General features: G+C 63.4%; 9 protein-coding genes. 6 read left to right on the top strand and 3 right to left on the bottom strand.

The features are described from left to right. Window positions 1-24: 24 nt before the first annotated feature. Window positions 25-774, top strand: a complete 750-nt coding sequence (locus FHX14_RS11245) for an aminoacyl--tRNA ligase-related protein (RefSeq protein WP_184377147.1) — start codon at window positions 25-27, stop codon at window positions 772-774. A gap of 193 nt (window positions 775-967) precedes the next feature. Continuing rightward, a complete protein-coding gene (locus tag FHX14_RS11240) occupies window positions 968-1489 on the top strand; it encodes an AAA family ATPase (RefSeq protein WP_184377146.1) in 522 nt (173 codons plus the stop codon). A gap of 23 nt (window positions 1490-1512) precedes the next feature. Here the strand turns inward: FHX14_RS11240 and FHX14_RS11235 are convergent, their stop codons facing one another. Together FHX14_RS11235 and FHX14_RS11230 are read right to left on the bottom strand one after the other, a co-directional pair. Next, a complete protein-coding gene (locus tag FHX14_RS11235; RefSeq protein ID WP_054183017.1) occupies window positions 1513-2073 on the bottom strand; it encodes a cysteine hydrolase family protein in 561 nt (186 codons plus the stop codon). 121 nt (window positions 2074-2194) lie between these two features. Continuing rightward, window positions 2195-9202, bottom strand: a complete 7008-nt coding sequence (locus tag FHX14_RS11230; protein ID WP_184377145.1) for a hypothetical protein — start codon at window positions 9200-9202, stop codon at window positions 2195-2197. Window positions 9203-9666: 464 nt separating this feature from the next. Between FHX14_RS11230 and FHX14_RS11225 the strand changes: the two genes are divergently transcribed. Together FHX14_RS11225 and FHX14_RS11220 are read left to right on the top strand one after the other, a co-directional pair. Beyond that, complete coding sequence (locus FHX14_RS11225; RefSeq protein ID WP_003569019.1) at window positions 9667-10050, top strand: Hpt domain-containing protein; 384 nt, start codon at window positions 9667-9669, stop codon at window positions 10048-10050. Window positions 10051-10251: 201 nt separating this feature from the next. Beyond that, window positions 10252-10572 (top strand): 2Fe-2S iron-sulfur cluster-binding protein, encoded by a 321-nt coding sequence (locus FHX14_RS11220; RefSeq protein ID WP_003569017.1) that lies wholly within the window; start codon window positions 10252-10254, stop codon window positions 10570-10572. 517 nt (window positions 10573-11089) lie between these two features. Here FHX14_RS11220 and FHX14_RS11215 read toward each other — a convergent pair. Continuing rightward, on the bottom strand, window positions 11090-11716 hold the full coding sequence (locus FHX14_RS11215; RefSeq protein WP_184377144.1) for a DUF922 domain-containing protein: 627 nt from the start codon (window positions 11714-11716) through the stop codon (window positions 11090-11092). A gap of 101 nt (window positions 11717-11817) precedes the next feature. On the opposite strand from FHX14_RS11215, the gene folP reads away from it, so the two are divergent. Continuing rightward, window positions 11818-12687: a dihydropteroate synthase gene (gene folP, locus FHX14_RS11210; RefSeq protein ID WP_184377143.1), complete on the top strand. Its 870-nt coding sequence runs from the start codon at window positions 11818-11820 to the stop codon at window positions 12685-12687. Beyond that, the gene (gene folB / locus FHX14_RS11205; RefSeq protein WP_003586182.1) at window positions 12684-13049 is read left to right on the top strand and encodes a dihydroneopterin aldolase; all 366 of its coding nucleotides are present in this window, start codon (window positions 12684-12686) and stop codon (window positions 13047-13049) included. Before folP ends, folB begins: the two co-directional genes overlap by 4 nt. Window positions 13050-13052: the final 3 nt, after the last annotated feature.

The following is a 13052-nucleotide window of genomic DNA, read 5'->3' as shown; positions in this document are numbered from 1 at the left end:
AACGCTGCCAAGGAGACAGGCACCGTGCTCAATCTTTATCATGTCAATTCGCTCGTCCATTGGGAAGAGCGTGAGATCCATCTGCGCGATCATATGATCGGTTTCTTCTCGCAAGAGGTCGGCCGCTTTCTCAGATCGGTCAATCCGGCCTGGGATGTCAGGAGGGTCGAGGCGCCGGCACTGATGCCGCGGGCGCTCGTTTCAAGCGCTTATTCGAACGCCGATATCTGGGTCCAGGAACAGCTCTCCGCCGGCGACACCGCGCTGGTGCTGAGGCCTGAGACCACGCCGTCGAGCTATGCCTATATGCAGCATATTCTCGGCAATCACTCGAAGACGCGGCTGCCGCTCTGCGTCTGGCAGGCCGGCCGGTCCTATCGCCGCGAGCAGGAGCAGGCCACCAAACACATTCGGCTGAAGGAGTTCTGGCAGCTGGAATTTCAATGCGCCTTCACGGCCGACAGCGGCAACGACTATCACGCCGCCTGCCTCGAACCGGTGCGCCGCATGATCGCCTCGCTTATCCATCTGCCGACGCGGATCGTGCCCTCCGACCGGCTGCCCGCCTATTCCGAGGTGACGATGGATATCGAGGTCGACAATGGCGACAAATGGATGGAGGTCTGCTCGATCTCGCGACGCACGGACTTCCCGCAGCGCTACCGGTCGCAGCCGAAGAAGGGGCCTGCCATCGATCACGACGTCACCGTGCTCGAAATCGCCATTGGCCTCGATCGGTGCATTTACAATTGGGGCATAGCGGCCGATCGGTGAGAAAGGGAACCGGGGTCGCTGCGGCGGTCCCGGCTTTCCGTGGAACATGATGCAGTCGGTAGCGAGCTGTCGTCGTTTGCCGGTGTTGAACGTTCGGGCGTCTCGTTGCTATGAATATGATCAGCGACAAGGACACGATCGTCATATCTCCTCGGGCCTGACATGCATTCATCGAACAATGGGATGAGAAGCCATGCTGATTATCTTTGGCGGCTTGCCGGGTAGCGGGAAAACGACTTTTGCCCGTGCGCTCGCGAAACGGCTGGGAGCCGTATACGTGCGGGTGGACACGATCGAGCAGGCGATCAGAGCGTCGGGTGGTGACCCTGCAAGAGACCTCGGTCCGGCAGGGTATGTCGTCGCCTATGGGGTTGCCGAGGACAATCTCACCCTCGGCCGCGTGGTGATCGCCGACTCGGTCAATCCGCTTGACATAACCCGCGGCGCCTGGCTGGCGGTCGCGGCGCGGTCCGGTGTGATCGCGGTCGAAGTGGAAGTGATCTGTTCCGACAAGATCGAGCACCGCCGCCGGGCCGAGACGCGGAAAACGGATGTGGAAGGTCTGGTGAAACCGACGTGGCAGGAAACCGTCGAGCGAGAATATGACGATTGGGGGCAAAGGCCGATCATTGTCGATACGGCTGTAAGGGATGTGCCGGAGGTCGTCGAGGCGCTGATCGTCAAGTTGAGGAGCGATCGCCTGCTTCCGATTTGATGTCGGCTGTTGCTGCCGGAGCCTTATGAAAAGTGAATGTCGGCGGCGGGACGGATATCGACGATCGCCTTGCCGGCGTCGAAACCGTCGAGCGTTTCATTGTGGTGGGCGACAATCTCGGAGAAGGTGAGGGTCGCCGTATCGCCCGTCGTGTGACCGTCGGCTATCAGCGTCACGTCATATCCGAGTGACACGGCGCGCCTGACCGTCGTGTCGACGCAGAATTGCGACATGCAGCCGCCGATGACGAGATGGGTGACTGAGCGTTCGTCCAGGCGTTCGGCAAGGTCTGTCTCGAAGAAGGAGTCGGCGCTTTTCTTGCGCACGACGACCTCGCCTGGTTCCGGGGCAATCTCCTGGCGCAGCGCCCACCCCGGCGTGCCGACGGCCAGTCGATGGCCGCTATCGCCGTCATGTTGGATCAGCACGACCGGCGCGCCCGCCTGCCTGGCTTTTTCTTGCAGCGTGGCCAGCCGCGCGACGGTCTCGTCGAGTGCGGCATCAATCCGAGGCTGCCGCTCCGGTGATGCTTTTCCGGAGACGATCGCATTCTGCACGTCGATGATCAGAAGGGCCTGGGTCATTCGGGGGAAGTTTTCCTTGCTTCTCGGCAGAGAGATCCTAGTCGCACCGGCATCTTACGAGAAAAGCCGCCTGACACATGTTCAAGCGGCTTTCCCTCAACGTCAATTCAGATCGGCGAACTCAGCTGAGCCTGCCTGCGGCATGGGCAAGCATGGTGTAGACCTTGCCGGTATCCGAGGTGAGGTAGGACTGCGAGACGATCTGGTTCGGGTCGGTGCGGGCGACGTCGGCGAGCAGCTTTTCGAAATCACCGATATAGCGATCGACGGCGGTGCGGAATTCCGGTTCGCGGTCATATTTGCGCTTGATCTCGTCAAAGGTCTGCTGGCCCTTCAGCGTGTAGAGGCGGCGGGTGAAGACGTCGCGCTCGCCGCGCTGATAGCGGCGCCAGAGATCGACCGAAGCGTCGTGATCGATGGCGCGGGCGATATCGACAGAGAGCGAGTTCAGCGATTCGACGACGTGGCGCGGATTGCGGATATCACTGCTGCGCGCAGCCGGTGCGGCGGTTTCCGCCGAGCGGGCCGGGGCACGGGCAGGCGCCTCGTCGGCGGCCTCCTCACGCGATGCGCCGCGCAGGAGATCGCTGATCCAGCCGCCGCTTTCGGCGCGAGCCGGTTCCTGGCGGCCTGGTTCCTGACGGGCAGGGGCAGGCTGCGGAGCGGCGCGCTGGGGAGCGGCAGCCGGTGCCGTCGGGGCGATCGTTCCGCGCAGGCCCGTCGCTTCGATCGGCGCGGGCGCTGCCGGCTGCGGCGGCGGGGGTGCCACCGGCTGACTTGCGATCGGCTGACTTGCAATCGGCTGGGCGGCACGCGGGGCCGGCTGCGCCTGGGCGAGCGTGCGGGCGACGGGTTCGGAGATTTCGAGCTGCTGGCTGGAACGGCCGACCAGCTGGGAGATATCCTGCAGCGCCTTGATCTGCTCGGCGACGGCCCGGCGCATGGCCGAGGCGCTTTCCTTGGCTTCCTCGGGAAGGTCGAAGGCGCCGCGCTTCAGTTCGGCGCGGGTGGCGTCGAGCTCGTTGCGGATGTCGGCGGCAGAACGGCGGATATCGTCGGTGGCGCCGGAGAAGCGGCCGACGGCATCATCGATCGCCTCGCGCAATGCTTCGCGCATATGCTGGGCGGCACCGTCGGAGGCGCGGCCGGCTTCGCCGAGCATGCGCTCGACTTCCGACAGCGATGCCGTCAGGCCACCGCGAATGCGGTTGGAGAGATCGCCGGAGCGACGCTCGACATTGGCGAAGGTGCCGTCGATCGTCGTATTGGCCTCGTCGCCGGCGCGGGTGATCGCCTCGCGCATCGTCTCGGCAGCTTCCTGGGCGCGTTTCTCGGTTTCGGTGAGAATGCGGCCGATATCGGCGAAGGAGGACTGCACGCCCTGGCGCAGATTGCCGGTGACTTGGCTGGAGCGCTGTTCGGCTCGCTCGAAGACGGTCTCGATCATGCCGCCGAGGCCGCGCATGGTCTTTTCGATCTCGTCGGAGCGCTGAACCAGGCTGACGGAGAGCGCTTGCAGCGCGCCTTCGCGTTCCTCGAGCGTCGAGGCAAGGTTGGACTGGGCGGCGCCGAGAAGCTGCGAGGCCTGTGTCAGGACCTTGGAGTGTTCGTCGAAACGGCCGATGATGCCGCCGACCTGCGACAGCGTCTGGCCCGAAATGTCGGAGAGGCGGTCGACCTTGCCTTCGAGAAGCCGGGTCGAGGCGTTGACCATCTCGGCGGCTTTGGTGGTGGAGTCGGCAAAGCGCGTCGTGGTTTCGCCGAGACGGCTGTCGACGCTGGTCAGCTGCTCGACGGCGCGGTTCATCATCATCGCCATCGCCGCGCTGCTTTCCGACATGCGCTCGACGAGGCCGTTGACGTTGCCGACCAGGCTGTTTTCGATGGCGCTGACGGCGTTGGCGACATTCTCGGTGCGGGCGGCAACGGCGCTGGCGAGCGCTTCGTTTTCGGCGCGCAGACGGTCGGCGCTGAGGTTGGCTGCTGCGGTGATGCGGGCGGCCGCCTGTTCGCCGGCATCGGTATATCGGTCGATGATCGGACGGGCGGTTTCGTCGAGGATGCGGGTCAATTCGACCGAACGGCCAGCGAGCATCGAGTTGAGGTCGCGGGTGCGCTCGTCGAGTGTTGCGCGGATCGAATTGCCGCGCGCTTCGAGCGCCCGGTCGATGCCGGAGAAGGTCGTATCGATCTCGCGAGCGCGCTCCTCGAGATTGGAGCGGATAGCGTTGCTGCGGGCTTCGAGCGCCCGATCGACATCCGCCATGGTGGCGGAAATCTCGCTGCCGGCCCCCGACAGCGTCGAGCGGATGGCATCGCCGCGCGTCTCCAGAGACTGGCCGGCATCCGACAGCGCCTTGGAGATGGCATTGACCTGCGTACCGACGATGGTCTCGGCCTCGGCAACCTTGTTGACGATGGCGTTGCCGGCTTCCGAGAAGGTCTGGGCGACGGCTGCGGCCTGGCTTGCCAGCCGGCTCTGGGCCTCGGCGACGCGGGTGACGATCTGCGACGAGCGCTCATCCATGGTGCGGGTGAATTCGTCGCTTTTCGCATTGAGATCGACGGCGAATTGCTGGCCGGTCTTGCCGAGCAGCTCGGTGGTTCTCGTCGCTTCGCCTTCCATTCCCTGGGCCGCCTCGGCTACCGCGCTGCGCAGCGTCGAGGCGAGGCCGGCGGCCTTGCCTTCGATGGTGCGGTTGACGGCATCGAGGCCGACGGTCAGCGCACGATCCATCGTGGAGAGGCGTTCCTCGATGCGTTCATTGCCGCGGTCGAGGGTTTCGCCAAGGCTTACGGTGCGGCCGTCGATGGCGCCGGTCAGGGTTGTGGCACGGCTGTCGAGCGTCTCGGCCAGATTGGCGGCGCGGCTGTCGATCGCCTGGGTGAGGCTTGCAGCGCTGCCTTCCAGCGTTGCCGTGATGCGCCGGTTGGCGTCGTCGCTAAGCGCGCCGATACGGGAGATGCCGTCGGCAAGCACGCCGGAGAGCTGGCCGCTGGCGGCTTCGACCTTTTCGGCGACACCGCCGACGCCGTTGCTGATGCGGGTCTCGATCGCCGCAAGGCCGGATTCTACCCGCGATCCGGTTTCTTCAAAACGGCCCGTCAGGCTTTCCACCGACTGATCGAGCTGGGCGGAGAAATTCTGCGTGGAGGTCGAAATCGCATTTGCCGCCTCCTGGAAGCGGCCGGCGATCTGGCCGGCGCCGGCATGCATGCGCTCTTCCAACGTCTGGGCGCTGGCATCGATGGCCTGGCGGATCGAGGCTTCCCGGTCCTCCAGCGACATTTCGAGCATGCTGACGCTCGTCGCCACCGAGGTGCCGATGCTGGTCGCGTGTTCAGTCAGCGTATCGTTGATCAGCGCATGGGCCTGGTTCAGCGACAGGTCGATGGCATTGGCGCGATCTTCAAGCGTCGTACGGATGCGCTCATGGGCAGAGGTGAGCCCGCCTTCGATACGCGCCGCGGCCTCGTCGGCGAGGCCTCCGAGCCGTGCATGGGCATCGCTCAGACGACCTTCGATGCGGCCGGTCAGACCGCCGACGAGATCCTCGAAGCGGGAGCCGCCGGCATCGAGAACGCCAGAAAGGGCGGCACTATGCTCGGAAAGCGCATTTTCGAGCCGCTGCTGATTGTCGGTGTAGGCGGCGCGGATAGCATCGGTCTTGTCGGTGAAGGCGCCGGCAACGCGTGACTCGGCGCCGGAGACGGCCTCCATGATGGCGTTGCTGCGCGCTTCGAGCACACTGTCGAAGCGGCTCTGGTTGTCGTCGAGCGAAATGGCGAGCGCCATGGTCTTTTCGTCGAGCGTGTCGGTCAGCCTGTCGTGCGTTGCCGTTACGGCGCCGATGATCGCGGCGGTGCGGTGCACCAAAGCTTCCTCGAGGCGGGCCTGGCCTTCGTTCAGCGAGGAGGCGATGGCCGCGGCCTTCCTGTCGAGCACGCCGTTCAGGCCGTCATGCGTGCCGGAAACCGCCTGAGTGATCGCATCGGCGCCCGATGTCAGGGCTTCCTCGAGGCGGCTCTGGCTCTCGTTCAGCGAAATGGCAAGCGCCATTGCCCGGTCGTCGAGTGTCTCGGACAGGCGGTCGTGGGTACTGGAAACCGCACTGAGGAAGGATTCCGAGCGGCTGTCCAGAGTGTCCTGCAGGCGGCTCTGACCCTCGTTGAGGGAGGCGGCGAGGGCTGCCGACTTTTCATCGAGCGTTTCCGAAAGCCGCTCATGCGTACCGGACACGGCCTTGAGGAAGGCTTCGGAGCGCGCTTCCAGCGTGTCTTCGATCCGCGACTGGCTCTCATTCAGCGAGATGGCGAGGGTCATCGCCTTTTCGTCCAGCGTTTCGGACAGACGCTCATGGGTGCCGGAGACCGCATTCAACAGGGCCGCGGAGCGGCTTTCGAGCGTCTCGTCGATGCGGGCCTGGCCTTCGCTGAGCGAGGTGGCAAAAGCTTCCACCTTGCCTTCCAGCGTTTCGGACAGGCGGTCATGCGTGCTGGAGACAGCATTCAGCAGTGCCGCCGAGCGGGTCTGGAGCGTCTCTTCGATGCGGGCCTGGCTCTCGTTCAAGGAGATGGCGAAGGCGGCCGCCTTTTCGTCGAGGGTCTCGGCAAGACGATCGCGTGTGCCAGACACGGTGTTCAGCAATGCTTCGGCACGCGTTCCCAACGCATTGTCGATGCGGGCATGGCGCTCGTCGAGCGAGGTGGTCAGGGCGGCTGCCTTGCTGTCCAGCGTTTCGGACAGGCGGTCATGGGTGCCGGAGACGGCGTTCAGCAGGGCCGCGGAGCGGGTCTCGAGCGTATCTTCAATGCGGGCCTGGTTTTCGTTGAGCGAAATGGCAAGCGCCATCGCCTTTTCATCGAGCGTCTCGGAGAGGCGGTCATGCGTGCCCGATACCGCGCTCAGCAGCGCTTCGGAGCGGGTCTCGAGCGTATCCTCGATGCGGGCCTGGCTCTCGTTCAGGGAGATGGCGAGCGCCATGGCCTTTTCGTCGAGCGTCTCGGCCAGACGGTCGTGGGTGCCGGAGACGGCATCGATGATGGCATCGGCGCGTGATGTCAGCGCTTCTTCGAAGCGGCCGTGATGGGTGGTGAGCGCATCGACCAACGCACCGCCGCGCTCGGCCATGACGCTGTCGATGCGGCCGTGGGCCGTGCCGAGCGCCTCGCTGATTTCGGCAGCGCGGGCAGTCAGCATGCCGCTCAGTTCCTCGCCGCGGCCGCCGAAGGCTGCGGTGACCTGCTCGGTGCCGGCGGCAACGGCGGTGGTCAGATCGCTGGTGGTGGTGCGCAGCGTGTCGCGGAATTCGGCCGAGCGGGCCTGAAGATTGTTCTGGAGATCGGAGGTGCCGGATGCAAGCGTCAGCGCGATTTCCGAGGTGGCGCTCTGCAGCGCCGAAGTCAGTTCGCCGGTGCGGCTGGTGAGCGCCGCGGTGATTTCGTCCGCCCGGGTGCCGATCGCGCCTTCCAGCACTTCGTGGCCGGTGGAAAGCGCAGTGGCGAGTGCCAGCGACTGGTCGGTCATCGACGAGCTCAGCCGCTCGATGCCGGAACTCAGGATGCCGTCGAGCGAATCCGAGCCGCCGGTCAGCGTCTCGTTGATGCGGGCGAGGCTCTCCATCAGCTTGGTGTCGAGCGAGCCGGTGCGTTTGTCGAAGGCGCTGGTGAATTCGGCGACGCGTTCGTCGAAGGCGGTGGACAGCTGGGCAACGGTCGTCTGCAGCCGCTCTTCGAAGAAGCCGGAGCGGACGTCGAGATCCATAACGGCGTCGTCGGCGGTGCTCTGCAGGCTCTGGCGGAAGCTCGCGCCCTTTTCGTCGAGGGCGCTGTTCAGCTTCGACAGCACGTCGTCGAGCGTGCCGCCGATGGTGCGTTCGCCTGATGTCAGGCTCTCATTGATCTCACGGGTGCGGGCGATCAGGATCTCGCTGAGCTGCTGCGTGCGCTCGTGCAGCGCGGCATTCAGCTTCTCGGTGCTGCTGTCCATGGTCGAGGCGCGCGTCTCGAACTGGCTGAGCAGTTTTTCGCCATGGTCATTGAGGTTGACGGAGAGCGCTTCGAGGCGGTTGTCGAATTCGGTGGCGAGCGCGAAACCCGATGCGTTCAGTGTCTGTAGCAGGCTATCGGTCTTGGCGGCGAGCAGACTGCCGATCGACTGCAGGGCGTTGTCCGATTTTTCCAGAATCGTCGCGGCACGCGTATCGATCAGCGAGGCAAAGGCTTCGCCCGAAGTGGAAAGCCGCACGGCGATCTCTTCGGTCGCAAGCGACAACTCTTCCTTCAGCTGGTCGTGGACGCTGCCAATCGAGGTGCGGATGCGGTCGGCATGGTTGACGATCGCCTCGCGCTCGGAGCCGAGTTCGTGGACGAGGCCGCGGACGCGCAACTCGTTGTCGGCATAGGAACGTTCAAGCGCATTGACTTCGGAATGGACGAGCGTTTCCAGCTCGGAGGCACGTGCGATGGTGCGCTCGATGCCTTCATTCATGGCCGAGACCTCACGGCGCACGGCCTGGCCAACGGTCATGATGCGCTCGGAGGCGATGGTTTCCGGCTCCGCCAGGCGCAATGCGACCTCCGCCATGGAACGGGCGGCGTTGCGCATGTCCTGGGCGCGGGCGATCATGATGGCGAAAGCATAGAACATCATGACGGGGATGATGATGCCGACGAGACCGGCGATGACGCCGGGCAGGGCGACGAGATCGGCGAGTGAACGGATCTGCCAGATCTGCGGCGCATAAAGGAGCGACATCAGGCCGAGGCCGCCCATTACCCAAAGCACTGAGAACAGCGTGGCGGTGCGCACCGCCGAGCGGCTGGAGGCGCCGTCGAAGGATTTCAGGATCGAGGCGGGCGTGTTGCGGCTGGCATCGTTGGCGGGCGTGAAAGCCGGCCCCCTGGAAGCCTGCTCGCCGGTGGCACCGCGGCGGTTGCGGCGCTGCGCTTCTTCCTGGGCCTGCTGGTTACGCGCATTCGATGGATCAGACACATTAGCCTCCGGGGCCTCAGGCGCATCGCCGCGGCGAGACGGCACGTTATCTTTGCCGAAATCGATCTGGAGCGCCTCGTCCAATGCCTTGAACGCCTTGTCCTCAATCGACTCGTTATATTTGTTGTTCGCCATTGGTTATGCCTCGTTACTGTCGGCCGGTCCGGCAGCGCAATCCCGGGCTTCCGCCTCACCCGGGGAACAACTTTGCCGTTCCAGCCTTCCATCCCAACGACGGACGGATAAGCATGTCATTTCAGAGTAGATAGCCGCTTTTTCAAACGGAAGGTATCAAAACACTACCATTATCCACTCGCTCGGCAAAGGCGCGTACCATAAACCCGCTCCACCAGTATCGTAGTGACACATCTGGGCTCTTCACACAATTAATGAAGGCTTGAGATTCCAGGTCCGTTAACCCGTTGTTAACATCTTTAAATCCGCGGCACCGCTTAAAAACCAATAATTTAGCGATATTTAACGGACGTTAACCATATGGCGAGATTTCCGCACCGCATGTGCCGGAATTTAACGTGATGGCCACCCTCCTGTCGCAGAACTGTTGCAACTGCGGACGACACGAGACGGGAGAATTGGCAATGGCAGCTCAGATGGCAGCTTTGAACATCGTATTCGAGGCGCCGGATAATGCAAAGGGACCCTGTCCCTCGAAGGTCCGGCCGATCGATCTCGTCCATCTCGCCAAGCAGACAATGGGCGACAAGTCGCTGGAAATCGAAGTCCTTCAGATGTTTGCGCGCCAGGCTCGCGCATGTCTGCAGGATATTGCGAGCGGCGAAACCATCCGCGTCGGCGCTGCCGCACACCGCCTGAAGGGCGCGGCAAGCTCGGTCGGCGCGTTCCGCGTGTCGCAGACGGCCGAAGCCGTCGAGGAAACCGGCGGTGACGCCGGGGCGACGGCAGCGCTGGGTGCCGCCGTCATCGACGCCGAGAATTTCATCCTCAAGCTCTGCCGCGGCTGATCCTGTTTGAGAATGCGTTCGAATGAGGCCCGTTGTTCCATTGCGGAACCGCGGGTCTTTTTGCGACGTCTTCCATGACGCTTTGAAGACGGCGGGCGAAGGCCTGATCTGCGAGGTTATGGCGACTTTCCCGATGTTGACTGAAGCGTCGAATTGTCGGAAGAAAATCCGCCCATCATTTGAAGACCGGAAATAGTCCTGATGCCAAAACTTACCATCGTCGCCTTCGACGGCACGCGCTTCGACCTCGATGTCGACCAAGGCTCCACCGTCATGGAAAATGCCGTGCGCAATTCGGTGCCCGGCATCGAGGCCGAATGCGGCGGCGCCTGCGCCTGCGCGACCTGTCATGTCTATGTCGACGAGGCATGGACCGAGCAGGTCGGCCAGCCGGAAGCGATGGAAGAGGATATGCTCGACTTCGCCTTCGATGTGCGCCCGACCTCGCGGCTGTCCTGTCAGATTCGCATGAAGGCTGTCTATGACGGCCTCGTGGTGCACGTGCCGGAACGCCAGGCTTAAAGCGCGTCGCGATCTTTCAGATTCGCTCCTTGCGCTTTAGCTCTTTGTTTTATGCATGTCGTTGCGGCAAAAGCGCTTCGCGCTTTGCCCTGCAAAACCGCTTTGCGCTTTGCCTGGCAAAACCGCTTCGCGCTTTGCCTGGCAAAACCGCTTCGCGCTTTGCCTGGGAAAATCGCTGCACACTTTTGCGCGACATGCTTTAAGCGCGCTGCGCTTCAAACTTGACCGGAATAGGATCCACAAAAAAGACGCCTCGCGCGCTGGTGCGAGCGAGGCGAGGCGGGCGCATTACCTACGGATGAGGGAGGAACATCCGCGGCTTCGGAACGCGCCAGGAGAACCCAGCGATGAAAGGGCAGATGCCGTAGCTGCACTTTCGAATGTGTTCATATTAACGCGTTCCGGTTGAGTCTGCCAGGATGAAAAATGACCATTCAATCACTGGGGAGGGTGCAAGTTTCGCACAAGTTTCGTTGTGCAGCTAAGGTTTTCCGCTCGCAACCAGACCAAAAAAGCCTTATTTTGCGCCGGCTCGGCCGTTGATTCGATTGTTCAGCAATCTCAGCATGCGCTTCTGGAAATTGACCGCCTCGACCCGGTCGAATCGCGCCTGCTGCCGATCGTGCTCCTCTATACCGCGAGCTGATTCGCCTGAGACGAGTTCCTGCATGGCCTCGCAGCTGCGCTGCTGCGGCAAGGTGCGGATGGCGCGTTCCATGGCGCGGGCCTGATCGCGGGCGATTTCGGCATGGCGCTCCTCGTGGCGCTTGATATCGCTCGACAGGGCGTCCCAGATCACCGACAGCTCCTTGCTGGCGCCCTTGCGGCTGGTCCAGCGCGGCAGGATGATCTGGGTATGGACCGTGACCTTGACGTTGCCGACGCGGCAACGGCCGTTATCCTGGATATAAGTGGCCTCACCACCGAAGCGGATCTTCGTTGCGCCGGGGTGGCGCGACGAGGAGCCGCTCGAGGTCGGGCCGCGCCGGCTGAGTTCGCGGTCGAGCTCATCCGCGGTTTTGCCGCGGATGTCGAAATAGGAATAGCTTTTCGCTGCGATCACTTCTGCTGCCACCGGGCTGCAGACGGAAAGAGCAATGGAAAAGGCGATAGGAAGGACCATATAACGCACTGCAAGCGGCATTCTGAACGCAACCCGTGTTGAAATCGACCGGAGCTTGGGGCATAGCCACCGCAAGCGCAATATCGGATGGCGCTTTTTTCGCGATCGATGGGATAAGTCTGGTGACAGGGTTCGAAGGCAGTTTATGGCGTGTGGGCCATGGCCGGGAGATCGAACTCGGCGGTCGTTCTGTCATCATGGCGATCATCAACGTGACACCGGACTCCTTTTCCGACGGCGGACGCTTCGAAACCGTCGATGCTGCTGTCGAACACGCGCTTCGGGCGGTTAACGAGGGAGCCGGGATTGTCGACATCGGCGGCGAATCCACCCGGCCGAACGCCGCTGCGGTCAGCCCCTCCGAGGAGCAGGCGCGCGTGCTGCCGGTGATCGAGGCGCTGCGCGGGCGCACCCAGGCGCTGATCTCGATCGATACCTATCGCGCCGAAACGGCGCGGCTGGCGGTCAGTGCCGGCGCCCATATCGTCAATGATGTGTTCGGGCTGCAGAAGGAGCCCGATATCGCCGACATCGCCGCGGCGACCGGCGCCGGGCTCTGCATCATGCATACCGGCCGCGACAGGGCGAAGCTTCCCGACGTGATTGCCGACCAGGTGCATTTTCTCAAGCGGTCGCTTGAGATCGCTCGGGCCGCCGGCGTCAACAGCGACCGCATCGTGCTCGATCCGGGCTTCGGCTTCGCCAAGGAGACGGCGGAGGAGAACCTCGAACTGATGGCGCGGTTTTCCGAACTTTCCCGCTTCGGCCTGCCGCTGCTTGCCGGGACGTCGCGCAAGCGCTTCCTCGGCGCGGTGACGGGGCGTGAGGCTGCCGACCGGGATGTAGCTACGGCCGTCACCAGTGCCCTGCTCAGGCTTCAAGGGGCAGCGGTTTTCCGGGTGCACAATGTCGCAATCAACAGGGATGCGCTTGATATCGCCGATGCTATGCTGAATGCGCGCCAGGAATTCGAGAGGAAGCGGCCGACATGACCACCTACACGATCACGCTGCAGAACTGCGCCTTCTTTGCGCGCCACGGCGTGCATGACGAGGAGGAATTCCTCGGCCAGCGCTTCTTCGTCGATGCCGAGCTGGATGTCGTTGCCGGCGAGGCGCTGAAAAGCGACTCGATCGACGATACCGTCAATTACGGCATCGCCTTCACGGTGATCGAGGGGATCGTCACCGGCAAGCGCCGTTACCTGATCGAGGCGCTGGCGCTCGATATCGCCAAGGGGCTCTGCGAGACATTCCCGCAGGTCCGGCGGGCAAAGATCACGGTGCGCAAGCCGAATGCGCCGGTGCCCGGCGTGCTCGATTTCGTGCAGGTGAGCGTTGAACACTTTGCCTGAGAC

The organism is Rhizobium sp. BK619 (genome assembly GCF_014195245.1).
Taxonomy (GTDB): domain Bacteria; phylum Pseudomonadota; class Alphaproteobacteria; order Rhizobiales; family Rhizobiaceae; genus Rhizobium; species Rhizobium acidisoli.
The sequence above is the reverse complement of the archived record's forward strand: the minus strand, read 5'-3'. Positions and strand labels throughout refer to the sequence as shown.